Consider the following 24,009-nt stretch of genomic DNA (forward strand, 5'->3'; position numbering starts at 1 on the left):
GATGAAGCATATGACGCGGGAATCGCGCCAATGGCAGGAGCCGGCGGGAGTCAGCCGCCGCGGGCTCATCACCGCTGTTGGCTCTGCGCTTTTTCTTGCCGGGTGTGCAAAGCCAAGCGACCGCAGCGTCGCAAGCACTCCCACGACGTCCGCGGAGAGCCAACGGGGGACAACGGTCTCCAGCCTGCTGGCGACAAGCCCGTTCCTAATCGCGCACAGGGGATCTGGAGACAATTGGCCTGAACACACGATGGCTGCGTACGAGGGAGCCATCAACTCCGGAGCCGGCGCCATCGAGGTATCGGTGTGCGCCACACAGGATGGGGTGCTGGTGTGCCACCACGACACGAATACCCTGCGTATGACAGGGGTAGACCTGGACATAGCGGCAACAGACTACGGCCGCCTCTCCTTGTTGAAGAACGATGCACGCAGTTGGATCGGGCCCGGTGTGGGGCTGGAGCCAATCCCGCGGCTTAAAGACGTCCTGGACCGCTTCGCGGGCAGCCATGTCATCTTTATCGAGGACAAGCAGGGAACGAACACTGGGCCGCTTCTGGATTTGATGGACTCGTATCCGGATGCAACAGAACACTTCGTCTGGAAACAGACTGCGGCTGGTTCTGCCTACGAACAGGCGTCTTCCCGTGGGTACCGGACTTGGGGGTACTTTGTTGACAACACGGACGACCAGTTTTCCCGGTTCGCGCCCAACTTTGATTTAGTCGGCATCTACCACGGTGCCAGCGATCAGGAAATTGAAGACCTGGTGGCTTTCGGGAAACCCGTCATATGCTGGGAAATCCATACCAGATGGATGCGGGAACGAGTACTTGCCCTGGGCGTCACAGGTTTGATGTGCTCGAACTATCCGTATGTTGCCGCGGCAGCTGCTTCCGCTATGCGGGACACGTTCGGAGACGGGGTGCGGGCCTCAGGCGACCTTCCCTGGGTGCTTGGCCTCAAGTACCAGCCGGAGTTCCTGACCGGTGAACGCGCACTTCGGATGAGCCACGATACGAGTGCCGGATACTTGATGGGGTCATTGGGTCCGATGCCGGCTGAGGCGGCTGGAATCAATTTCGAACTCCGCTGGCCCAACGGCCTGCCCGGCAGACACGGAGCAGCCGGAGTATGTTTCGGACTGGCCGACGATCAGCCTTACCGTGCCGGCATTGCCGGCCCAACCGGAGGCTACCAGCTCCTGTTAAGAGCCTCCGGCGCTGTTGAACTGTACCGGCGGGACCCGGGCGTTCCGGAAGGAACTGAGGCAGACACCCTGCTTGTGTCATTCGCGAGCGCCGTCCCTGCGCCGGGGGAATGGACAACACTCCGAATCGTTTCAAGCCCGCAGGAGATCACCGTGAAGCGCGACGGACAGCCGGACTGGTCCGCCAGCGTCCCTGACAGTACCTACCGGGGTGGTTACCTGGGGCTGCTGAAAGGTTATAAGGATCCAGTGCCGGTCGATTTTCGTTCAGTAGGGGTGGTTGTCTAGGGCAGTAACGCAGGCTGCTGGACTACCGGGCCCGGGCAAATTCGTTCATGCATCCCCGGTAGATACCTTCAAGCATTTTGATGTTGCGGTCGGGGAGGAACCGTTCCTGATACCAGGCCAGGGCGTGGATTCCCATGCGTTCGGGCTCCCCGGGCGACAGGGTCTTCCTCAGTTCCTTGGCAAGCGACTCGGGATTGCCCGCCTCGAATATGTTGCCGTTATGCCCCGGCTGCACGAGTTCAGGAAAGACGCCCCGGTCCGGCACAATCGCGGGCACCCCGTGTGCGAAGGCTTCAGCGACGGTAAGTCCGAACGTTTCGAAGGCCATTGAAGGGTTTACCAGTACACGGGCGCCAGCCACGTACCTCATGGCCTCTGCGCGGTCGAGTGCGCCGGTAAAGACCACCGATTGTCCGTGGCGGGCTGCGTAGGTCTCCAGCTCGGTTCGCAGGGGGCCATCGCCCACGATGACCAGTTTGCCCATGGAGGGATCCCAGGCGCGGAGCAGGATTTCTGCGCCTTTCTCCTTTGAGAGCCGTCCCAGGTAAAGGACGTGGCCCCGTTTGGAGGACGGCTGAATGCCTTCGGCCGGCGGAATGAAGTGCGGTTTGATCACCAGCTGGTCCTCAGGGATCCCTGCTTGCTGCATGATGCCTTTGGCAAACTCGCTCATAACGATGAATCGACTAACCCCTTTGGGCCAGGTTCCAAGCGCTCGATGCACCCCGATGGCGCTTGTCAGCGGCAACGTCGCGGCCCTGCTGTCCCGGTAGCAGGCATGTACAAGTCCGGGCAGCGGCGTCCGCGGGAGACACTCCAGGCAGGGCGCGCCATCCCTCAGGAGCGTTCCAGCTGCGCACACAAGCCGGTAGTTGTGCAGGGTCATCACTACCGGGACGCGGTGTTTTCGGGCGGCGGACAGCACCGAAGGGCTGATGAGCGGAAAGGGGTTATGGAGATGGATTACATCGAAGCGCTTGTTCGTGAGCATAGTGTCGATGCCCTGGCGGTCTTTCGTCGACCAGACAACCCGGCCGGGAACAGCAGCCTTGCCCAAGAGCGACATCTCACGAATATCGTCGCTGTGAGCATAGTAGGGCTCCACCTCGTGCCCGTTTTCCCGAAGGGCGGCGAGCTCCTGGCGGACCACCATGTCTTCGCCACTGGGATGCTCGGATCTGTACGAATTGTGAATTAGTAGAATGCGCACTATGCTACCGTTCCAAGTTGAGGATTTGCCTCGCGTGGTCTCATGCTACAGCGTACGAAGCGCCAAACTACTGCGGAGACGGAAATCGCTTGAGTTTCAAAACCCCCAAACCCTTTGTACTGAGTGCTGCCCTGGGCCTGATTGTTTCAGGGCTTTCCGGTGCCATTCCGGCGGCCGCTGCGACGGCTTGCACAATTGAAGTTAGTCCCGGAAAAAGCATTCCGGAAGCCGTCAATAATCAGCCTGCCGGTGCTGTCATTTGCCTGAAATCAGGCACACACCGAGTGGACAAAACTGTCTCTCCCAAAGACCGTCAAACGCTGCGGGGCCTCCCCGGTTCGCGCATGGTGGGCAGCGTGGTGCTCTCCCGGTGGCGATCTGACGGGAACCTGAAACGGGCTGATTCTGCCCTGCCCTCACGGTATGCCTCGGCCGGGCAGTGCGAGACAGCAGGGTCAACTCTATGCCAGCAGGCGGAGGCCGTGTTTGCGGATGGTGTGCCCCTGACACCCGTCAGCTCCCGGGACCAGGTGCGCCCGGGGACTTACTTCGCGGATTATTCGTCGGGATCTGTCTTTGTCCAGGCTGCAGCGGGGACACAGCCAGTCTACGAGATCGCCAGGACACGGACAGCGATTTCCTCACGGGGGAACTCCGTCAGGCTCGAGGGACTTACTATCCAGGGCTTTGCCAATCTGCCGCAGAAAGGCGCGGTAGAGGTGAGCGGGCCTAACTGGACTGTCTCCGGTAATGACATCACGAAGAACCACGGGGTTGGACTGATCCTTGCCCGCGGCGACAACGCACTGATCACGGGTAACCGGGTTCATTCCAACGGGCAGCTCGGCATCGCCCAGTGGCAATCGTATAAGGCTCGAATAGAAAACAATGAGGTTCTGAACAACAATACCCGCGGCTTCTGGATCGCCGATTGGGAGTCCGGCGGTATCAAGATCACGGAGTCATCTTCCACGGTTCAGAACAACACCGTCGCGAATAACCTCGGGATTGGCATCTGGGCAGATGAAGCCGTTGACGGCGTCTCGATCCTGGGAAACACCATAACTGCCAATGCTGCAGACGGGGTTCGCTTTGAGATCAGCCGTAATGGCGAAATCAGAGACAACACCGTGCTGGGAAATGGGCTTGGGCTAAAGAGGGGCGGCGGAACAACCCTGATGTCCGGGGCAGGCATCAACGTGAATACCGCGTCCAACGTGCGGGTGTCCGGCAACCGGCTGGCCGCGAACCTCAACGGGATAGGCCTCCAAATGCGGGCACGGGGTGCCGGGCCGTGGGGCACTTACAAACTCAACGGTATCCGGGTCACTGGCAACACTGTTGACATGTCCACACCCGCTTCACCCTCCGGGGCCGTCTCCGGCCTTGTCCGTGCCGGGCAGGTGCAGGACTCGGTTGAGTCGGCGGACGTTGTGTTCTCCGGGAATACGTACGTTTATCCCAGTGCAGGCGCTGCCAAGATGGTCCGCGCCGGAGAGAACCTGACCTTCGCCGCGTGGCAGTCCAAAGGGTTCGACCGGGACGGCAGGCTTCTCACATCGCCGCCGGGAACCACACCACCCGCTCCTCCGGAACCGGGGCCCGCTCCTGTAGTGCCGGAGCCGACCCCGGGGACGTTCATTGCGAGGGACGATTTCAGCCGCGTGGCGGCCCGTGGTTTGGGCCGGGCGCAAACTGGCGGTACGTGGACCACGGCAGGCGCCGGATCTCTGTATTCAGTCGCTCAGGGGGCGGGTAATCTCACGATGAGCAGGCCCGGATATCTCCCGTCCGCGTATCTGCAGAGCATCAGTTCGGTGGTCACTGACACCTCGGTGTCGTTCAACCTGGACAAGGCCCCGGGCGCCGGCCAGGTTTACGTCTCGGTCGTGGGACGGTCAGTTCCTGGAAACGGTGAATACCGGGCAAAGCTCGTCCTCAGCGGACAGCGAGGTGCGGTGTCCATAGTCCGTACGGACAGCCGGGGCGCCGAGACGGTCATTGGTGGCGAACAGCAGCTTCAAAACATGGTGCTCACGAAGCCCATGAACGTCCGGCTGCAGGTGACCGACGCCTCCCCAACCCGCCTCCGCGTAAAGGCCTGGCAACAGGGGTCTCCTGAGCCGGCAGCGTGGCAGCGTGAGGTTACGGACAATACGTCCGGACTGCAGAAGGGAGGAGCCGTCGGAATACTGTCCTCATTGTCCGGTAACGCGACAGGTTTCCCCCTGACGCTGCAGGTACAGGACTGGTCTACTCTGGCCCCGGGAAACAGACCGTAGTACCCTCTGGCGGATTCCGTATCTACAGCAGGGGGAGCTGTGCCTGAAACCATATCGAGTGTCTCCAGTCGCGATCAGAAGACCACCTACAGTGAGCTTGTCCGAACCCTGCAAGACAGGCAGAAGACGAACAAGGGGGCTTCTGCCTACGCTCGCTGGGTTAACCGCCCGGCGGGCCGGCGGCTTGCAGCGCTGGCTTATCTTGCAGGGCTGACACCAAACCAGGTCACCGGGCTGAGCGCCCTGAGCAGCGCCGGCGGACTGGTTCTCATAGCGGCAGGACCCGCAAGCGTTCTCACCGGGCTGGCCGCGTCCCTCCTTCTTGTGCTGGGCTATGCGCTGGATGCAGCTGACGGTGCCCTGGCACGACTGCGCGGGGGAGGGACGTTCGCCGGCGAGTGGCTGGACCATGTGGTTGATGCGGCCAAGATGTCCCTGGTTCATTTGGCGGTCCTCATCGGCTGGTGGAGGGGCTATGGCTTGTCAGCTGAATGGCTGGCTGTCCCGCTGGCATACGAAGTCATAGCGGTGGTTTTCTTCTTCACGATTGTTCTGACGGATCAGCTTCGCAGGGCTCACCGGGGCTCCTCACAGATGCGTCTGGCCGGGGAGGGCTCCTCATCTGTTGCCTACAGCTTCGCTGTACTCCCAACCGAGTACGGTGTGCTGGCTCTAACCTTCGCAGTATGGGGCGTTCCTGAGGTCTTCGTAGCGTGCTATTTACTGCTCTTCGCTGCCAACGCCGCGTTCATCGCGTTGGCTCTCCCCAAGTGGTACCGGGAGATGAAAGCATTCGGACGGGCTGGGGAAAAGCGTAAGAATCTGGAAGCCGACCGAACTTAGGCCAGACTCAGATGCCGCTGCAGGCTACACCGTGGGATGATTACGACAGAGAAGTTTTGCGTAATCCCTGAGTGTCTGGCCCTGAGGAGCTATGAACGTGCCTGTAGTTACGACTCCAGCAAACCTCCGTCCGGCTGCAGCTGCACTGGATGACAACGAAGCGCGGCGTATCCGCAATGACTTTCCGGTGCTTGGCGAACAGGTGAACGGGCACCCGCTCGTGTACCTGGATTCGGGTGCAACGTCTCAGAACCCGACTTGCGTGCTTGAAGCCGAACAAGAGTTCTATGAGCAAAGAAACTCGGCCGTGCACCGGGGCGCCCACACCTTGGCCGTAGCTGCCACTGAAGCGTTTGAGGATGCTCGCGTGAAGGTTGGCGGGTTTATCAACGCTCAGCCGGATGAAGTTGTCTGGACATCGAACGCCACTGAAGGTTTGAACCTCGTGGCCTACTCGTTCTCCAACGCCGCCCTAGGGCGCGGCGGTTCTGCTGCCGAAAAGTTCCGGCTCGGAGCAGGCGACGAAATCGTGGTAACCGAAATGGAACACCACGCAAACCTCATCCCATGGCAGGAACTGGCATTCCGCACAGGGGCAACGCTGCGCTGGATTCCCGTCGACGATGACGGCGGTCTGAGGCTTGAAGAAGCTGAGAAGATCATCGGTGAGAGGACGAGAATAGTCGCCTTCTCGCACGCCTCGAATGTCCTAGGGACCATCAACCCGGTGAACCTCCTCGTCAGCCTGGCACGACGGGCCGGCGCATACGTTGTGTTGGACGCCTGCCAGTCCGTTCCCCACATGCCTGTGGACGTCAAGGCGCTGGACGTAGATTTTGCCGTGTTCTCCGGGCATAAAATGCTGGGGCCCACGGGAATCGGAGTCCTTTACGGGAAATCTGACCTGTTGAATGCCATGCCGCCCTTCCTGACGGGCGGATCCATGATCACCACCGTGACCATGGACCACGCGGAATACCTCCCGGCTCCACAGCGCTTCGAAGCCGGCACACAGCGGATATCCCAGGCCGTAGCGCTGGGAACGGCCGTGGATTATCTGACGGAAACCGGCATGAGCCGGATCCATGCGTGGGAATCCGAGCTTGGACAACGGCTCGTAGAGGGACTCGAATCCATCCAGGGCATCCGGGTCGTCGGGCCGCCCGCCGGCATGGAACGCATTGGGCTGGCCTCATTCGATGTCCAGGGTGTGCACTCCCACGACGTTGGCCAGTTCCTGGATGACCAGGGAATCGCCGTCCGCGTTGGACACCACTGTGCGCAGCCACTTCACCGGCGTCTGGGGCTGGTATCAACCACCCGAGCCAGCACCTACCTGTACAACACAACAGAGGACATCGACGCGTTTTTGGCTGCGGTGGCCGGTATTCGACCCTTTTTCGGAGTGAAGTAACCATGAGTTCTGATGACCTGCAGCAGCTTTATCAGCAAATCATCCTGGAGCATGCAAAGGCACGGCACGGCGACGGACTGGTTGACGCACCTGCAGGGACCCCCTCAGGCGAATCGCACCAGCTAAACCCAACATGCGGCGATGAGATCGTGCTGCGGGCGGTGTTGGACGGCTCATCCGTAGGTGAGGTCAGCTGGCAAGGGCAGGGATGCTCCATCTCCATGGCCTCGGCTTCGGTCTTGACTGATCTGGCCGGCGGCCGGGACAAGGGGGAAGTGAAGCAGCTCGTCAGCACCTTCCGGGACCTCCTCCGCTCCAGGGGGACCATGGAACCGGATGAGGAAGTACTTGGCGACGCAGCTGCCTTTGCGGGGGTGTCCCGGTATCCGGCAAGAGTCAAGTGCGCGATGCTTGCGTGGGTTGCCCTGGACGAAGCCCTTGAGCAGGCTGGAGCGCAAAGCGGTACTTAGTACCGCAGCCTAAGGCAGGTATATCGCTCTTCGTATTACGCTGTCGGGGGCCCTTCGTTTCGAGTTGACTGGCAAGTGTTCATGCACGTCAGCAAGCGGGGGGCCACAGGTTTGAAAAAGCGGGCACTTATTACGGGAATTACCGGCCAGGACGGTTCATACCTGGCTGAGTTGCTGCTCAGGAAAGGGTATGAAGTTCACGGCCTAATCCGCCGGGCTTCAACCTTCAACACAGCAAGGATTGACCATTTGTACGTCGATCCCCACGAAACGGGATCGGACCTCCATCTTCACTATGGTGACCTCACGGACGGTTCACGCCTGGTGACGCTTCTGGCCGGCATCAGACCGCACGAGGTTTACAACCTTGGAGCGCAGTCCCATGTCCGGGTCTCTTTCGATGAACCCGAGCACACAGGGGACACCACCGGTATGGGCACGATTCGGATGCTTGAAGCGGTTCGTCTGGCGGGCATCGAAACACGTTTCTACCAGGCATCGTCGTCGGAGATGTTCGGGGCGACGCCTCCTCCGCAAAATGAAGAGACACCGTTTCATCCGCGGTCGCCTTACGGAGCGGCGAAGGTTTACAGCTACTGGGCCACGCGTAACTACCGTGAGTCCTACGGCATGTTCGCGGTCAACGGGATCCTGTTCAACCACGAGTCCCCACGGCGCGGCGAAACCTTCGTGACGAGAAAGATAACGCGCGCCGTTGCGGCAATTCAGGCCGGCAAGCAGGAACTGCTCTATATGGGCAACCTCGACGCCCTGCGGGACTGGGGATACGCCCCCGAGTATGTGGAGGGCATGTGGCGCATGCTGCAGGTTGATGAGCCGGAAGACTACGTCCTGGCAACCGGAGAGAAGTACTCGGTAAAGGACTTTCTGGAGATCTCCTTCGAGCACGCGGGATTGAAGTGGGAGGATCATGTTCGCTTTGACGAACGCTATCTGCGGCCGGCGGAAGTCGATTCATTGATGGGGGATCCGTCCAAGGCACAAGCCAAACTGGGATGGAAGGCCACTGTGCACACGCCTGAGCTGGCGCGCATCATGGTCGAAGCGGATGCTGCCGCTCTGAAATCCAATGGCAGATGGGTGGACTCAGTCGACCTCGGATCCTGGCTGGCTGCCAGTGCGTGATTCAATGGGTTCCCTTCCCGGTCCGCTTGACCGCAAGGCCAGGGTTTACGTTGCTGGACACCGGGGTCTCGTTGGAGCCGCCATTACGCAATTGCTTTCGGAACAGGCGTTCAGCAACCTCATTCTCCGGACATCTTCAGAGCTGGATCTTCGTGACCGGGGAAGTGTGGACAATTTCTTCTCAGAAACCCGGCCAGAAGTGGTTATCCTTGCCGCGGCGAAGGTCGGCGGAATCATGGCAAATGACACGATGCCGGTCGATTTCCTGAGCGATAACCTGAGAATCCAGGTTAACGTCATGGACGCTGCGCTGAAATATGGTGCAGAGCGACTCCTGTTTCTGGGCTCATCCTGCATTTACCCCAAGCTCGCGCCCCAGCCGATCTGGGAAGACTCTCTGCTTACCGGTCCGCTGGAGCCCACCAATGATGCCTATGCGATCGCGAAGATCGCAGGTATTAAGCAGGTGCAGGCGGTTCGCCGGCAGTACGGGAAGTCCTGGATCTCGGCCATGCCCACGAACCTCTACGGTCCAGGGGATAACTTCTCTCCCACGGGTTCCCATGTGCTCCCGGCATTGATTCGCCGTTACGACGAAGCAAAGGCTCAGGGATTGCGCACGGTTATGAACTGGGGTTCCGGGCAGCCGCGCAGGGAGCTGATGCATGTCAGCGACATGGCCCGTGCGTGCCTGCATCTCCTGGAAACGTACGACGGCGACAGCCACGTGAACGTGGGTACGGGCACAGACCTGACCATTCGTGAGATCGCCGGTCTAGTTGCAGACGCGGTGGGATACGACGGCGCGGTGGAGTGGGATACGGGTAAACCGGACGGGACACCGCAGAAACTGCTGGATGTGACTCTCCTTGAATCCACTGGGTACAGGTCTCGGATCTCTGTCCAGGAGGGCATAGCTTCAACCGTTGACTGGTACCGGGAAAACTCCGCGAAACTGCGTATGCGGGGTTAGGCCTTCATGACGGAAAGGGTACGGGACGAATCCGTGTCGAGCGGCAGCTCCACACGGAACACGCTTCCCGTTCCGGGCCGGGACTTCAAGCTGATCTTTCCGCCGTGGGCTTCAACTATGTCCCGCGTAATTCCAAGGCCCAGACCGACGCCGGGGATGGCCGCCTTTTTGACCGCAGCGCTGCGGAAGAACCGGTTGAACACCTCGGACTGGTCCGCCGCCGTCATCCCTATCCCTTCGTCCTGGACTTCCAGGATGGCAGCCGTCTTCCCCCGTAATACCCGCAGGGTCACGGTTCCGCCGCCGGGGGAGTACTTGATGGCATTGGAGATGAGGTTGTCCAGGACCTGCTGCATTCGCATCGCATCAAAGGAACCAACGACGTCAGCAGGAGCCTGCAGTTCGATTTTGATGCCGGATTCAGCGGCTCGGGGAGCAGCCGAATCAGCAGCACATGACACCAGTTCACGCAGCGACATTTCAGCGAGTTCCAAATGGACCGAACCTGAAGCTGTGGTCAGCAAGTCAGCCACCAGGACCAGGAGCCGCTCAGCGTTGCGCAATGCCACTCCGAGTGAAGCCTGCAGCGAATCGGAATTCATCTCCTCTGCGTCTGCCAAAGCCAGATCCAGGTAGCCAATGATTGAGGTGAGCGGTGTCCGGAGTTCATGCGAAACGCTGGCCACGAAATCGTCCTTGGCCCGGAGAGCCAGCATCGTTTCCGTGACATCGCCAAAGGCCACCACTGAACCGTTGAACGCTCCGGTTTCATCCGCCATTGGTCTAGCCGAGACTATGAGCGCACGTTTCTGTGCTCCGCTGCCCACCCATAGGAGCGAGTCCGAGAAAGCTTCCCGCCGCCGGGCTCGGGCTAACGGGCGCTGATCAGATGCCATGGGTGTGGCGCCGTCGGGCTCGAAAAGGAACATATCTGCTTCACTCCACGGGCCCGGCCCTTCCGGCAGGGCCAGTTCATGGGTGGCGAACTGCCGGTGGTTCATCAGCATCACGTGTCCGTCCTTGCCCAGGACAATGACACCGACGTCGATGGTGTCCAGAACCGCGTCAAGAAGCTGCGCCCGGCGTCTGCTGTCTTGAAGACTCTGCTTCAGCTCCCGGTCCTTGGCCTCCAGGGCACGCTGCTGGCCGGAGGCATCCTGAGTCATCACCGTGGCTGACTTGTGGACCAGCAGCATAATGACGGGCACCAGGGCTGACCGGGCGAACTCCTGGGGAGACGGCTGCGTACCAAGCAACGGGCTCCAGATGATAAGCAGCGAACCGAAGATAGTCAGTACGGACGCGGTCCGCGGCGCGAAGCCGGACCAGGCGAGCCAAAAAACCGGGAAAACGGTAAGCAGGAGCATTCCGGTGACGTCAGGCTGGACCGCCCGGTAAAGCAGGGCAATGACGGCAAAATCCAGGATGGGAATAACCCAGTAGGCAGGCTGGAAATATTTCTCCCACGGAAGCGCGGCGGAGAGCACCGTCAATACGGTGATGAGTCCCAAGCCCGCGAGGAAAGCCGGATCGGCAAAAGCCGAGGGCTTGTTCATGAAAACGATGGGTACCGAAACGAGTACGGCGACGAACAGCGGGAGCTGGCTCAGAGCAACCCGGCGCCGGAGGGTAAGTTCGTGGAAATTGCGTTGAATTCCGAGGAAAGCCAAGGGGCCGCCCCTTAGACTGGACATGTGGCCCGGTACCTCGCAATTTCGCAGTGATATGGAGTCCTTAGTTTATCCGGCAAGGCTGTAGGATGCCGAATAAGGGGAGCGGGTACAGCAGGTCTCGCAGGACAGGAAAACCGGAAAAAGTATGGAAACACAGCGCGTCGCAGTCATCATCGAAGACGACAAAGACATCCGCGACTTATTACACGCTGTACTCCAGCAGTCGGGTTTTGAAGTCCACGCCAGTCCCACGGGAACCGAGGGAGTGGAAGCGGTTCGCAGGCACAAGCCTGCCGTCGTCACTTTGGATTTGGGACTCCCGGACATTGACGGCTTTGAGGTGATTCGGCAGCTGCGTCTCTTCAGCGATGCATACATTGTCATGCTGACGGCCCGTGCCGAAGAGCTGGACACCCTGATGGGACTTGAAGCGGGAGCGGACGACTACATTACGAAGCCGTTCCGTCCGCGTGAGCTGCGCGCACGGATTTCCGCCATGATGCGGCGTCCCCGCAAAGACGACGGCGAGACCGCACCGGCACAGCCGGCCAGTCCACAGGCAGACCCCATGGTCTCTCCAGCGGTGCCTGTTCCGGCTAGCGGGAACGAAGTCTTTACGCACAACGGGCTATTGCTGAACCCCGGTACGAGGACGACGTCACTCGGAGGCCAGGAAGTTGAGCTGACCCGCACGGAGTTCGATTTGCTCCACGCAGTGCTGGAAAGCGGACGGCGTGTGCGCAGCAAGACTGACCTCGTCAGGCGCCTGCGCGGTGAGGAGTACGACACCGGTTCATACATCAGCGAATCGGACGAACGGACTATTGAGGTTCATGTGGGTAACCTGCGCCGAAAACTGGGGGATGATTCACGTTCGCCCCGGTGGCTGGAGACTGTTCGCGGGGTGGGCTACCGTCTGGCACCGTCCAGGTAAATGCCCTGCTGCGGAGGCAGTCCTGCTGTTGTTTTGAAGTGGTGAGACACAGTCAGACGTTTGGGAGAGCCTGTTCCAGCTGATGGAGCGTGTCTTCTCCGCACTTTCGGAATGATTCCAGCATTGAGACCAGTCCACCCTGGTCCTGTTTATGGACCAGCTGCTCGGCGTGCTGAGCCAACTTCGCCAGACGGTCAGCGCCTGCCATATGACTTGAAATCTTAATGCTTAGGACGACGTCCAGCGCCGCCGGATAATCCTGCATGTGCAGTGTGGACACCAGCTTTGAATACCGCCCGTCCCACATTTCCATGTAGTTGCCGACGAACTGCCGGCAGACATCGGGGCCCATTTGATTGCTCAGCTCGCGCAGGGTGCCCACGGAGACCAGGCTCAGGGAAATCCTGCGGTCTGACATGGCAATCATGCCGCGGTTACGGGGACATGAGCGGGGCAGCAGCAGGTGCGGGTGGCGCATCCTGAAGGCGCGGTGCTCTGACGGGGAGACATGGGGGTCCTCCTGTGGCAGCGTCCTTTTGTGGGGACGCGGATGGATCAGTTGTGCCACCGTCCCATGGCAAGCTCAGGAACTATCCCCGCAGAGGCTCAAGATCGAGGCAATTATGCCTGCCGGACATGCGGAGGGCGGCGCCGGCCGTCTGGCTTGGCGCCGCCCCCGTTACTGATCAGTCAGCGACGTAGAAGAGCCGCTTGTTGACAAACTCATCCATGCCCAGCGGGCCAAGTTCCCGGCCGTAGCCGGAGCGCTTGACTCCACCGAACGGAATGTCGGCGCCTTCACCGACGCCGTTGACGTTGGCCATGCCCACCTCGAGCTGCTGGGCGACCTTGCGGGCACGCTCAACATCGGTGGAGAAGACGGCCCCGCCCAGGCCGTAGTCGGAATCGTTGGCCAGCTTGACCGCTTCCTCGTCGCTGCCAACCTTGTAAACCACCGCTACCGGACCGAAAAGCTCCTCCCGGTAAGCCCTCATCTCCGGGGTGATGCCGGTCAGGACAGCCGGGGCCAGGTAAGCGGCGGGCCCGTCCTGCAGGGTGCCGCCGGCATGCAGGGTAGCGCCCTTGGAAACGGCATCCTGGATCTGCTCGGCCAGGCCTTCTGCTGCGGAACGGGAGGAGAGCGGGGCGTAGGTCCCCTCGGCTGCTTCGGCAGGGTTGCCGGGCTTTAGGTCCTTGGCGAGGTTGGTCAGTTCAGCAACAAACTCGTCGAAGATGCCGTCAGACACGATCATGCGCTTGTTGGAGTTGCAGGCCTGGCCCGTGTTCTCCAGACGGGTAGCCCAGGCGTTGGCTGCAGCTTCCTTCACATCGTCGGTGTCCAGGACCACGTACGGGTCTGAACCGCCGAGTTCCAGCACAACCTTCTTGAGGTTCTTGCCGGCCAGTTCTCCAATGATTGCGCCGGCGCGCTCCGAGCCGGTTAGCGAAACACCCTGAATGCGGGGATCGGCAATGATGTCCGCAATCTGGTCATGGCTCGCGAAGACGTTCTGGTACACGCCCGAGGGAACACCGGCGTCGTCCATGATCTTCTGGATGGCCAGTGCCGACTTGGGGCAGGATTCGGCGTGCTTGAGGACGATGGTGTTGCCCAGCATCAGGTTCGGCGCGGCGAACCGGGCCACCTGGTAGTACGGGTAGTTCCACGGCATGATGCCCAGCAGCGGGCCAACCGGAAGCTTCTGGATCATGGCCCGGCCGCCGCCGATGGCCTTAATCTCCTGATCCGCGGCCAGCGAGGGGCCTTCTGTGGCGAAGTAGTTGAAGATGTCGGTGCAGTACTCGGCCTCGCCCGCAGACTCCGGCAGCGGCTTGCCCATCTCTTCGGTGATGATGGCGGCAAGCTCATCCTTGCGCTCGGTGAACAGCTCAGCAACGCGCGTGACGATCCGGCCGCGTTCCTCAATCGGAACCTCGCGCCAGGATTCAAAAGCCGACTGCGACGCCGCCAGTGCCTCCTGGATCTCGGCATCTGTGGCGACTGGGAATTCATCGCCCGGTTCGCCGGTAGCCGGATTGATAACCCGGTAGGACCTGGCCGATGTATTGGAAGTGGTGCTCACGTCCGTACTCCTTACGCATGTATGTGGGTTATGTCATCATGCCGTGAAACGCCTGCGGTGGTAAACAAAATGCCTCATGGTGACGCAAATTAGTGTTTTGCAGGGCGTGCAGGATGCTGCGTCTGTGTGGCCGGCTGCAACCGGCGCACTCGGAAGGCGTAGACAACGATCGTTCCAAGGGCAGCGCCGAGTCCGTTCGCTATAACGTCCTGCGGGGTGCCAAACCGCTCCGGCAAAAGCAGCGACTGACCCGCTTCAATCGCCGCTGAGCACACGATCCCCGCGGCAGCCGCACACCATGCCCACCTCAGGCTCAGCCAGGCTGCGAGGAGGAGCCCCGCGGGGAAGAACAGGAGCACGTTAGCCGCGCTCTCGACCATGCCGTAATCCACCCATGACGGGACCCCCAGGGAATGGATGCCGTCCAGGAAGCGCCCCAATTGGCTGGAGAAGCCGCGGTCTACTGGTTTCGGCCAGAAGACTATGGCCACCAAAAGAGCACCGTAAGAAGCCAGGGCGATGCCCAGGAGAGCACGTCGGGAGGTGCGGGTGGCATTGGCAGCTGGCATGCACGGTCCGTTCTTTATCAGGGTGGATCAGCCGGAACCGACTGGATTCCGGCCGTTGTGTCGATGTTGCGGATGTCTTGCGGACGCCTTGAGTATTGTCGCAATGTTCTCCGAACCCTGCGCCGCCGGTGGCCGGTTTCTCGAGTAAGGGCTAGCAGATTAGAGGTGTCGGCCGGGGAAATCCCCACGATGTAATTCAACTCAAAGGGGAACGATATGAACAAGATGGCAAAAGGCGCACTGGCAACCGGCGTAGGCGTGGCACTGCTGCTCGGCGGCGGCGGAACGCTGGCAACCTGGAATGCCTCCGCAGACGCCACGGCGGGGAGCATCGTGGCCGGCGAGCTGAACCTGGTGTCGACAACCGGTACGTGGACCAACGCCGCCGGCGTGCAGATCGATCTCCAGAACTACAAAATCGTTCCGGGAGAGACCATCAAGTACAGCCAGCCGCTGGAGATCAAGCTTGACGGCCCCGAGCTGAAGGCCACACTGACTCCTGACCTCAACGGCAGCACCGATAGCTTCCGAGGCATGGCTACCTACGACTACAGCATCAAGAGCGCCGCCGGCCGTGAGTTGAAGGGCCAGATCCTGACCCAGAAGGATGCAGGGGCCGCTACCGTAACTGCCACCGTCACGCTCTCCAAGGACGCAAAGAACGACATGCAGAAGGTCGCCCAGGACGTTTCAAAGATCCAGTACAACCTGCAGCAGGTTATCCGCTAGCGGTTCCCCCGCCACTTGTTCACCCCGGCTGTGCGCGGCGACGACGCCGCGCACAGCACCCCCCACCGGCCCCGACCTCCTGGAAAGCAGACCATGGCTAAGAACACAGCACTGAAAGCAACCGGACTTGTGTCCGGTGCCGTGCTGCTGGGCCTGCTGACTGTGCAGGGTACGTACGCCCTCTGGAACGCCGCAGTCCAGGCCGCTGAGGGCAGCATCCAGGCTGCGGCCTTCAACGTTGAGATGGACGGCGGCATCGGAACTGTCATGATGGCGCAGCCGGACGGCTCCCAGGGCACGGTTGCCCTTGCCACTACGGCGCTTGGGACAGTGGACGCAGGCAAGTCGGTCTACGCCGGCGTCCGGCTCACCAACCACACAGACGCAGGCGGGGAGTTCACTGTGCGTGCCTCCGCAGGACAAGCGAACACCGGCAGCCTCGGGGGCCTCCTTTCGGTCCAGCAGCGCGCAGTCTCCGGCTCGGATCTCAACGCCTGCTATGACCCCTCGCTGTACGCAGGGACGGCAACCGGCCATGTGGATATCCCCAAGCACGGTTCCGGTGTTCTTTGCTTCGAGGTCAGCCTCGCGGCGTCCGCCAGCGCAGAGGGCCAGGTATCCACCATCTCCGTCCCGCTCACCGTCGAACAAATCGTCGAACACAAAGGATAGTGACGTCCATGTCAACTGGTCGCAGCAACACCTCTCCGGCGCTCCGTGCATTGAAGTTCACCGGTTCGGCCCTGAGCCTCGTGGCCATGTCCGCAGCGGCACTGGCGGCCCTGGTGCTGATCATCGTTCCACTGCTGACCGGGTCGCAGACGTACTCCGTGCTGACGAATTCGATGGCGCCGAAATACGCGCCCGGTACGTTCCTCGTAGTGAAGCCGGCACCTGCCGATACCCTGCAGGTGGGCGACGTCATTACTTATCAGATTGAATCCGGGGATCCCACGGTCATCACGCACCGGATCATTGGTGTCGGCGCCGGACAGAGCGGTGAACGCGTCTTCACTACCCAGGGCGACAACAACGATCTCGCCGATGAGTTCCCGGTCCAGGAAGTCCAGATCCGGGGCAAGCTCTCCTACGCAGTGCCTTACATCGGGTTTATTGCCAATGGCCTCGGGAACAGCGACCGGGGAGCCATAGCCCAGTGGGCCGCCGTCGGTCTCTTGGGTTACGGGATCGTCCTCCTGGTCCGCGGCAGCCTCGAAAAGAAGCGCAGGGTCACGGAACCGGAGCTCGACGCCGTGCTGCTGGATATGCCGGCGCGCATCGACACTCCGGCACAGGAACGGGACGGCTCCTTCCCGCACCTGCACGGCACCGACGTTTCCCTCATGGGCGACGATCCGGTTCTCCACGACTGCGACCATTGCGACCACGAAACGTCGTCCCGCCACGCAGCCAAGAGCGTGGCCGTCTGATGATTCCTTCCCGCCGGACCGCCGCGCTCCAGGGTGCGAGGATCGGCCTGGCAGCCCTAACCGGAGGGATGCTGGCCGCTGCCTTCCTGGCCACTGCACCTTCTGCCCAGGCTGCCGAAGATTACCTCCAGGTCAGCCTGGACGGAACAACATTTGGCACCTCTACTGCGGGAGCCGTCTTCACCGACGGCGTCCGGCTGGTGCCAGGTACTTCAAACACAGCCCGGATCTGGGTGAGGAACGCTGGCCCTGAGGCTGCCTTCCTCACTGTTGCAGCCTTCAGCCGGACGATGCACCCTGAACTGTCGGGCCACCTGTCCCTGGCCGCAGACCCCGCATCTGTCACAGCACACGGCCGAACGCTGCTTGGTCCCGCGGGCACCTGCACCGATCTTGACCTGTCCGCGGCTGTGCCGGCCGGCACCGACTTGAGGCTGGACCTCGCCGCAGGACTCGCACCCGATTCGCCGAACACCACGATGAACAAACGGGGTTCATTCGACCTGGTGTTCCTGCTCGACGCCGCAGGGGACGGGACCCGCTCTGCCTGCGACGGGATCCCGGAGGCCATGCCTCCGATCCAGCTTCCACAAACCGGTGGAAGGCCCGTCGACGCCCCGGACGCACGCGCGCCAGGCGTATCAACACTGTTCATTCAGGGGACACCAGCCGCGGCAGCTGCTCCCGCGGGTCCGCCGGTTGTGCCCGCAGCACAGGCGGAGCCCCCGGCACAGCGCGCTGAGCCGCCTGCGGTCCCGGGCGCCCCGGCAGATGTGGAGCCGGCGTCCTTCATTGAAAGCACAGTGGAGCCGATCATCCGCACCTGGCAGGGAACGCTGATGGTGCTTCTGACCGTAGGCTTCTTCGCCGCCGCCGCTGTCCGGACGCGCATCAGCAGAAGAACGGCCCAGGTATGAACAAGGGAACCATGGACACGAACGACACCCGGCAGCAACGCCGCGGGGGCATGAAGCGGTTGGCGTGCCTGCCCGGCTCCCGGACCGCTGCAGCGGCCTTCGTCCTGACAGTGGCCCTGGGCGCAGGCGGCCCCGCCGCCTACGCCTGGTGGAATCAGCAGGGCACCGCCGCCATCACCGTTACAGCGGGCAAGCCCACTGCTCCTGCGGTGACGCCCCCGGCAACTCCGGATCCCACGCCGTCGCCCACTGTGCCCGGCCCAACGACTCCGGCCCCAACACCGACGACGCCGCCGGTAACCACTCCGGCGGCACCGGCAGCTCCGACAGTGCTCACCTGCGCCCGGAACCCCGGAACCGGTTCGAACGGCGGGCGTGACACCACGATCTCCTGGTCAGCTCCCGGAGCACCGGCAGGCACGTCCACAATCGTCGATGTCATTCTCATGAGCAAGAACGGTCAAGCAGTCTCCGGCACTCTGAGCTATGCCGTCCCCGGGGCATCCGGAACGGTAGCGCTGGCAGCCCTTCCCGGCCTCGAAACTTATCTGGCGGACGCACAGGGCAAAAACACCAAGTTCGCCGTTGCGGTGCGGAACGCATGGCTCAGCACATCCATCGCGGCACCAGTCGTCCTCGGCGGCCCGGTGACTGTGGCAGGAACGCCGTCGGCGGCGCTGACGAGGGACGGGTTCCAGTACAAGGAGAACGGCGACTGGTTCAACTGCCCCAACGGCACGCACTGAGGCTGGGGAGGGGCAGCTACCCCGCTGGCTTGTCGCCCTCCTCGAACACATCGGGAATCCCGTTGTCGTCCGCGTCGAGTCGTTCGGCTTTCTCCAGCACGGCGTAATGGCGGTTGCGGATGCTCAGGAGGATGGAAGCCAGCACGGCAGCAAGCACGGATGCCGTGAGGATGGCGATCTTGGCATCCTCGTGGTGGGCAGAGCCCAGGCCGAAGCTGAGGTCGTTTACCAGCAGGGATACCGTGAAGCCGATGCCGGCCAGGATGCCGATGCCGGTAAGGTCCACCCACTTCACGGACTTGTCCAGAGTGGCCCTTGTAGCTGAGGTCAGCAGCCACGTGGTCAGCAGCACGCCAATCGGCTTGCCCAGTACCAGCGCAGCCACAATACCCAAGGCCACGGGATCCATCAGTGCCCGGCTCAGGCCTTCGAACCCGCCAATCGCGACGCCGGCGGAGAAGAACGCGAAGACCGGCACCGCGAAACCGGTGGAGATCGGGCGGAAGCGGTGCTCAAAGATCTCGGCCAGGCCCGGCTTGTTCTCGTTGGGCGGGATGGGGGTGCCGTCCGGAGTGCGGCGCAGCACCGGTACGGTGAAGCCAAGCAGCACGCCGGCCACCGTCGCGTGAACGCCCGAGGCATGCATCAGGATCCAAACGGCAACGGCAAGAGGCGCCAGGATCACCCAGAACGGCCAGCGCCGGGCCCCGAAGAACCGGGGTTCGCGCTGCACCAGCAGGGCAAAGGCTGCCAGTGGAATCAGCATGAGTCCCAGCATCACCAGATTCACGTCTTCCGAATAGAAGAGCGCAATGATCGTGATCGCGATGAGGTCATCCACGACGGCGAGGGTCAGCAGGAAGATTCGAAGCGCGGTTGGCAGGTGGGAACTGATGACGGCGAGTACTGCCAGCGCGAAGGCGATGTCGGTAGCGGTCGGGATCGCCCAGCCGCGCAGGCCGTCAGAGCCGGAGAGCATGTTCACGCCAACATAGATCAGCGCCGGAATGATCACCCCGCCAAAGGCTGCAGCCACGGGCACAATGGCTTTGCTGATCTGCCGCAGATCCCCTGCGACAAACTCCTTCTTGAGCTCCAGGCCCACCAGGAAGAAGAAGATGGCCAGCAGCCCGTCGGCTGCCCAGGCCCCGACGCTCAGGTCCAGGTGCCAGGGCTCGTAGCCGAACCGGAAATCACGCAGTGCAAAATAACTGTCCGACGCCGGTGAGTTGGCCCAGATGAGGGCGGCGACGGTGGCGATGAGCAGCAGGACACCGCCAACGGTTTCCTTGCGCAGGATCTCCCCGATGCGCAGGTGCTCCCCGTAGCTGTTCCGTCCAAAAAAGACGGGGTTTGCGCCGGAGGGCTGGCGGTTGGGCTCGTTTGAGGCCATGAAGGCTCGGCTCCTAAAAGGTAAGCGGGTGCGGCTGAGTTATTGCCGACCAGACTTCCCGGCTCACCTTTCCCTACTTTACTGGTGCTGCGGCCCGGGAACAGGGACGCATGCCACTACGGTCAGCTGATTAGCCCACGGACTCCGATCACCGCGGTGGCGAGGGCGAAGATGATGGCCGTGCTGATCATCATCAGATTGGTGGTCAGGAAACGGGTGGGTGCGCCGTTGGCGTCACGGGCCTGGGGATCCTTCAGCACGCGTTTCAGGAACACGGGCCAGACAAGGATCGACCAGAGGCCGGCAATGACCAGGACAAGGGCAAGCGGGGTGGGAAGGTCCACGGGAATCTCCTACTGGCAGGGCCGGCTAGTTGTTTTCAATCCACTTGCCGGCCTGGGCGGCCTGGATGGTCAGGGCCTTGCCGATCATCGGCTCTGCCGCCTTGGCGATCTTGTCCCCGAGGAAGGGGATGGAGGAGGAGACGCCGCCCTCAACATCAACACGGGTGCCTTCGGCCAGCACTACGAGGCGCTGCACGGCGCTGACCTTCAGCGGAACTCCTCCGACTGAAAGGTCAATGGATGCGGTGCGTGAACCGTCGGCAGCCGGAGCGTCCCAGGACTCTTTCTGGGTAACGGTCAGGGAGGAACCCACAAGCTTTTTGGCCATGTCCGGCAGGCGGTCCGTAGGCAGCTGGCGCACAGCGGTGAGCTTGAACGGACCGCTTGTGTCGCCGTCGACCGTCAGCGAAACCAGAGTGCCCCCGACGTGCTCGCTGATGCTGCGGACGAACCCTTCATCGGTGAAGGTCTTGGTCAGCGTCGCGGCGTCGTAGGGCAGAGTGGTGGAAGCAGACAGGGCCATGGGGTCCTCCGGTTGGGAATGTGCGGCAGATCCGGCGGTTTCGGTGCCGGACCCGCCAATCATCCTAGTCCGTGAACCGGTGCAGTCCCCAACGGGCTTTGGGCGCCCGCGGAGTCAGGGGATGTTCACGCACCCCACCACTGCCATCTGCTGGTCGGTCAGGATAATGGAGTTCCCCTTTGCCTGGTTCGGAACCTGGAACGGGACAGTGACAGTGGTGTCTGCGGACCCGTCGGACTCGGTGGTGAAGTCCAGCGTCACGGTGGCGTTCGGGTTGTCCCCGCTGCCCGGGTGCACGTATTGCGGTCCCAGCTCGCCGGGATTCTCGGTGCAGGGACCCTCGTGGAGCATCCCGGTGTAGGCGGTGGAGGCCGCAAAGTCCTGCACCTGCATTTCGACGGTGGTGTCCATGTCGGTTTCGGTGATGCGCAGTTCGGTCTCGGCGCCCTCCGGGATGAGCCCCCCGGTGTCAGAAGTGGGGTAGGCCGTCGCCACGGCGCCTTCGCACCAGGGGCCAAAGGCGCCCTCGATCACTCCGCCCTCCAGCGGCGTCGGGGACGGCGCGGCGCACCGGTCCGCATTGACCGTCGTGCCCGGGCCTGCTGCCTCGCAGGAGGACGACGTCGCCTCCGGTCCGGTTTGGCAGTCGCTGCTCAGGGTGGACGCGGCCGCGGAGGAGGTGGCGTTGTTCGCCGTGTCCTCCTCGTTTCCCGCGTTGGAGCAAGCGGTGAGGAAGAGGGAGAAAGCTGTCAGGGCGGTGAGCAGGAACAGGATTCTGCGTCCCGCGGTGCGTTCCGGTGTGGATTCCATGGGGCCGGCCTCCGATGCGCTGGGGAAAGGCGGTTGCGGTGCCTTTCAAGCGTGGCAGTCACCCTGCGCAAAAGCCACACCCCGGCCAGCTGGGCCGGGAGGAAACCTAGCCGAAAACCAGTGCTTCGAGAAGGGCACCTGCCGGTATTGCCTCCCAGATGCCCCGCACTCTGTTAGGACACCGAAACACTCCCATAGCATCGCGGCACGGCTTGCGCCTCGGGGGCGGCGCGCAGCAGGCCATTCATTCACTCGCACTCTTAGGGGAACGATGAAACTCAGTAAATCCATGCGCGGTGCTGCCCTGGCGGCCACCGTTGTCCTCACCTTCTCAGCGGGAGCACCGGCGGCGTTTGCCGCTGAAGTGAACTCCGGTGGAAAGGCCGGCCAGAGTCCGCACCAGGGGCCGGGCAAGAACCAGCCGGGGCACGGCAACGGCAAGCCGGACAAGCCCGGAAAGCCGGGGCACGGCAACGGCAAGCCGGACAAGCCCGGAAAGCCGGGGCACGGCAACGGCAAGCCGGACAAGCCGGGCAAGCCAGGCAAGTCCGACTCCGAGAAACTGCTGGAAAAAGTCTCGCTGAAGGGCCTGATGGGCCACCTCGAGGCGTTCCAGGCCGCAGCGGATGCCAACGATGGCAACCGTGCCGCAGGAACCCCAGGGTACGAAGCCACCGCCCAGTATGTGGAGAAGCAGCTGCGTAAGGCCGGCTATGAGCCGTTCCGCCAGGCCTTCACGTACGAGCAGTTCATCCTCAACGGGGAATCGCTGGAACAGGTGAGCCCGGAGCCCGTGGTCTATACGGCAGGCACAGATTATCGCGCCATGAGCTACTCCGGTCCCGGAGACGTTACGGCGGAAGTGTCAGAGGTAGACATCAACCTCACCGGAGACCGCGCCAACACCTCCGGCTGTGAACCGGAGGACTTCGCGGACTTCACGGCAGGGAACATCGCCCTCATGCAGCGCGGAACCTGTCCCTTCGCGGACAAGGTCGCCAATGCGGCGGCAGCCGGCGCCTCAGCTGCGATCGTCTTCAACCAGGGAGTGATTCCCACAGAGGACCGCACCGGTCTGGTCAACGGGACGCTGGGTGGCGTTACGTCGGCGATTCCCGCCGTCGGCACCACCTATGCCCTTGGCGAGACGCTGGCCGGCACCGAGGGAGCGACGGTGCGCGTCGTCGTCGACTCGACCGTCCAGGAAACCGAAACGTTCAACGTCATTGCGGACACCCCCAAGGGAGATCCCACGCGGCAGGTAGTTGTGGGCGCGCACCTTGATTCCGTGCAGGAGGGTGCAGGCATCAATGACAACGGAAGCGGTTCGGCCGCCATCCTGGAAACCGCCATCCAGCTCGGCAAGACCGGGAAATTCAAGCTCGAGAACCAGGTTCGGTTCGCCTTCTGGGGAGCTGAGGAAGACGGCCTGCTGGGATCGACCCACTACGTTGAGCAGCTCAGTGAGGCTGAACTGGGGAACACCCTGCTGAACCTGAACTTCGACATGGTGGGTTCGATCAACGGCGGCCGGTTCGTCTACGACGGAGACGGCGACGCCTTCGGTCTGACGGGCCCCACCGGTTCGGACGTCATCGAGGGCGTCTTTGAGGACTACTTCGCTTCGCAGGGGCAGGCATCTGCACCCAGCGAGTTCAGCGGACGCTCGGATTACCAGGCCTTCATCAACAATGGCATCCCTGCCGGCGGCCTGTTCACCGGCGCCGAGGGCGTCAAGACCGAAGAGGAAGCAGCTCTCTTCGGCGGCACTGCCGGGGTTTCCTACGATCCCTGCTACCACAGTGAATGCGACGACCTTTCCAACATCGACCGGAAGCTTTTCCACGAGATGTCCGACGCCGTTGCCCACTCAGTGCTGACCTTCGCCCAGACCGATGCGGACATTCGGGGCGGTGCCGGACTCTTCTCCGCACGTGCCCTGCCCGCTGCGCCTGAGTACCGGGGACACGAGGCACTGCGCTAGAAACTGCAACCACCGGGAAGGCCGTCCACAGGAAACT

Annotated in this window: 23 protein-coding genes; 14 read left to right on the forward strand and 9 right to left on the reverse strand. The window is 62.2% G+C overall.

Annotated features, from left to right (window positions below):
• The first annotated feature begins 10 nt into the window (after positions 1–10).
• A complete protein-coding gene (locus FYJ28_RS07580) occupies positions 11–1,498 on the forward strand; it encodes a glycerophosphodiester phosphodiesterase (RefSeq protein WP_268235001.1) in 1,488 nt (495 codons plus the stop codon).
• A gap of 22 nt (positions 1,499–1,520) precedes the next feature.
• Here the strand turns inward: FYJ28_RS07580 and FYJ28_RS07585 are convergent, their stop codons facing one another.
• A complete protein-coding gene (locus FYJ28_RS07585) occupies positions 1,521–2,651 on the reverse strand; it encodes a glycosyltransferase family 4 protein (RefSeq protein ID WP_154578889.1) in 1,131 nt (376 codons plus the stop codon).
• A gap of 401 nt (positions 2,652–3,052) precedes the next feature.
• Here FYJ28_RS07585 and FYJ28_RS07590 point away from each other — a divergent pair, with 401 nt between their 5' ends.
• The 6 genes from FYJ28_RS07590 (at position 3,053) to FYJ28_RS07615 (ending at position 9,836) form a co-directional block, all read left to right on the forward strand.
• Positions 3,053–4,990, forward strand: a complete 1,938-nt coding sequence (locus FYJ28_RS07590; protein WP_229780348.1) for a right-handed parallel beta-helix repeat-containing protein — start codon at positions 3,053–3,055, stop codon at positions 4,988–4,990.
• Positions 4,991–5,029: 39 nt separating this feature from the next.
• Positions 5,030–5,833, forward strand: coding sequence for a CDP-alcohol phosphatidyltransferase family protein (locus FYJ28_RS07595; protein ID WP_326831586.1), 804 nt, complete (start codon positions 5,030–5,032; stop codon positions 5,831–5,833).
• Between the two features lie 97 nt (positions 5,834–5,930).
• Positions 5,931–7,247 carry a cysteine desulfurase gene (locus FYJ28_RS07600; protein ID WP_326831619.1) on the forward strand — a complete coding sequence of 439 codons (1,317 nt, stop codon included), beginning with the start codon at positions 5,931–5,933 and terminating at the stop codon, positions 7,245–7,247.
• A gap of 2 nt (positions 7,248–7,249) precedes the next feature.
• A complete protein-coding gene (sufU, locus tag FYJ28_RS07605; protein WP_154578892.1) occupies positions 7,250–7,717 on the forward strand; it encodes a Fe-S cluster assembly sulfur transfer protein SufU in 468 nt (155 codons plus the stop codon).
• A gap of 111 nt (positions 7,718–7,828) precedes the next feature.
• Positions 7,829–8,863: a GDP-mannose 4,6-dehydratase gene (gene gmd, locus FYJ28_RS07610; RefSeq protein WP_154579023.1), complete on the forward strand. Its 1,035-nt coding sequence runs from the start codon at positions 7,829–7,831 to the stop codon at positions 8,861–8,863.
• Between the two features lie 4 nt (positions 8,864–8,867).
• Complete coding sequence (locus FYJ28_RS07615) at positions 8,868–9,836, forward strand: GDP-L-fucose synthase family protein (protein WP_195840627.1); 969 nt, start codon at positions 8,868–8,870, stop codon at positions 9,834–9,836.
• Here FYJ28_RS07615 and FYJ28_RS07620 read toward each other — a convergent pair.
• The gene (locus tag FYJ28_RS07620) at positions 9,833–11,506 is read right to left on the reverse strand and encodes a sensor histidine kinase (protein WP_195840628.1); all 1,674 of its coding nucleotides are present in this window, start codon (positions 11,504–11,506) and stop codon (positions 9,833–9,835) included. The two genes, FYJ28_RS07615 and FYJ28_RS07620, sit on opposite strands and share 4 nt — an antisense overlap.
• A 148-nt stretch (positions 11,507–11,654) precedes the next feature.
• Here FYJ28_RS07620 and FYJ28_RS07625 point away from each other — a divergent pair, with 148 nt between their 5' ends.
• On the forward strand, positions 11,655–12,443 hold the full coding sequence (locus FYJ28_RS07625; protein WP_055240305.1) for a response regulator transcription factor: 789 nt from the start codon (positions 11,655–11,657) through the stop codon (positions 12,441–12,443).
• Between the two features lie 52 nt (positions 12,444–12,495).
• Here FYJ28_RS07625 and FYJ28_RS07630 read toward each other — a convergent pair whose 3' ends face one another.
• The 3 genes from FYJ28_RS07630 to FYJ28_RS07640 form a co-directional block, all read right to left on the reverse strand.
• Entirely contained in the window at positions 12,496–12,870 is a 375-nt protein-coding gene (locus FYJ28_RS07630) for an Hpt domain-containing protein (RefSeq protein ID WP_152969902.1), read from the reverse strand.
• A gap of 259 nt (positions 12,871–13,129) precedes the next feature.
• Complete coding sequence (locus FYJ28_RS07635; protein ID WP_326831587.1) at positions 13,130–14,527, reverse strand: NAD-dependent succinate-semialdehyde dehydrogenase; 1,398 nt, start codon at positions 14,525–14,527, stop codon at positions 13,130–13,132.
• Between the two features lie 89 nt (positions 14,528–14,616).
• The gene (locus FYJ28_RS07640; RefSeq protein WP_154578895.1) at positions 14,617–15,096 is read right to left on the reverse strand and encodes a VanZ family protein; all 480 of its coding nucleotides are present in this window, start codon (positions 15,094–15,096) and stop codon (positions 14,617–14,619) included.
• A 216-nt stretch (positions 15,097–15,312) separates the two neighbouring features.
• On the opposite strand from FYJ28_RS07640, the gene FYJ28_RS07645 reads away from it, so the two are divergent.
• From FYJ28_RS07645 to FYJ28_RS07665, 5 genes are all read left to right on the forward strand, one after another.
• Positions 15,313–15,825 (forward strand): alternate-type signal peptide domain-containing protein, encoded by a 513-nt coding sequence (locus FYJ28_RS07645; RefSeq protein WP_055240309.1) that lies wholly within the window; start codon positions 15,313–15,315, stop codon positions 15,823–15,825.
• Positions 15,826–15,918: 93 nt separating this feature from the next.
• Positions 15,919–16,497 carry a hypothetical protein gene (locus FYJ28_RS07650; RefSeq protein WP_055240310.1) on the forward strand — a complete coding sequence of 193 codons (579 nt, stop codon included), beginning with the start codon at positions 15,919–15,921 and terminating at the stop codon, positions 16,495–16,497.
• A gap of 8 nt (positions 16,498–16,505) precedes the next feature.
• Positions 16,506–17,255, forward strand: a complete 750-nt coding sequence (locus FYJ28_RS07655; RefSeq protein WP_154578896.1) for a signal peptidase I — start codon at positions 16,506–16,508, stop codon at positions 17,253–17,255.
• Positions 17,255–18,172 carry a hypothetical protein gene (locus FYJ28_RS07660; protein ID WP_154578897.1) on the forward strand — a complete coding sequence of 306 codons (918 nt, stop codon included), beginning with the start codon at positions 17,255–17,257 and terminating at the stop codon, positions 18,170–18,172. Before FYJ28_RS07655 ends, FYJ28_RS07660 begins: the two co-directional genes overlap by 1 nt.
• Positions 18,169–18,918: a hypothetical protein gene (locus FYJ28_RS07665; protein ID WP_154578898.1), complete on the forward strand. Its 750-nt coding sequence runs from the start codon at positions 18,169–18,171 to the stop codon at positions 18,916–18,918. The genes FYJ28_RS07660 and FYJ28_RS07665 overlap by 4 nt, the downstream gene beginning before the upstream one ends.
• A gap of 16 nt (positions 18,919–18,934) precedes the next feature.
• Here the strand turns inward: FYJ28_RS07665 and nhaA are convergent, their stop codons facing one another.
• From nhaA to FYJ28_RS07685, 4 genes are all read right to left on the reverse strand, one after another.
• Positions 18,935–20,311, reverse strand: a complete 1,377-nt coding sequence (nhaA, locus tag FYJ28_RS07670; protein ID WP_154578899.1) for a Na+/H+ antiporter NhaA — start codon at positions 20,309–20,311, stop codon at positions 18,935–18,937.
• Positions 20,312–20,433: 122 nt separating this feature from the next.
• Positions 20,434–20,655, reverse strand: a complete 222-nt coding sequence (locus tag FYJ28_RS07675) for an SCO4848 family membrane protein (protein ID WP_055240314.1) — start codon at positions 20,653–20,655, stop codon at positions 20,434–20,436.
• A 25-nt stretch (positions 20,656–20,680) separates the two neighbouring features.
• Complete coding sequence (locus tag FYJ28_RS07680) at positions 20,681–21,178, reverse strand: DUF2505 domain-containing protein (protein ID WP_154578900.1); 498 nt, start codon at positions 21,176–21,178, stop codon at positions 20,681–20,683.
• Between the two features lie 114 nt (positions 21,179–21,292).
• Entirely contained in the window at positions 21,293–21,988 is a 696-nt protein-coding gene (locus tag FYJ28_RS07685; RefSeq protein WP_154578901.1) for a hypothetical protein, read from the reverse strand.
• A 271-nt stretch (positions 21,989–22,259) separates the two neighbouring features.
• On the opposite strand from FYJ28_RS07685, the gene FYJ28_RS07690 reads away from it, so the two are divergent.
• Entirely contained in the window at positions 22,260–23,972 is a 1,713-nt protein-coding gene (locus tag FYJ28_RS07690) for a M28 family metallopeptidase (RefSeq protein WP_229780335.1), read from the forward strand.
• Positions 23,973–24,009: the final 37 nt, after the last annotated feature.

It is taken from the genome of Arthrobacter sp. BL-252-APC-1A, from assembly GCF_009696625.1.
Lineage (GTDB): Bacteria > Actinomycetota > Actinomycetes > Actinomycetales > Micrococcaceae > Arthrobacter_B.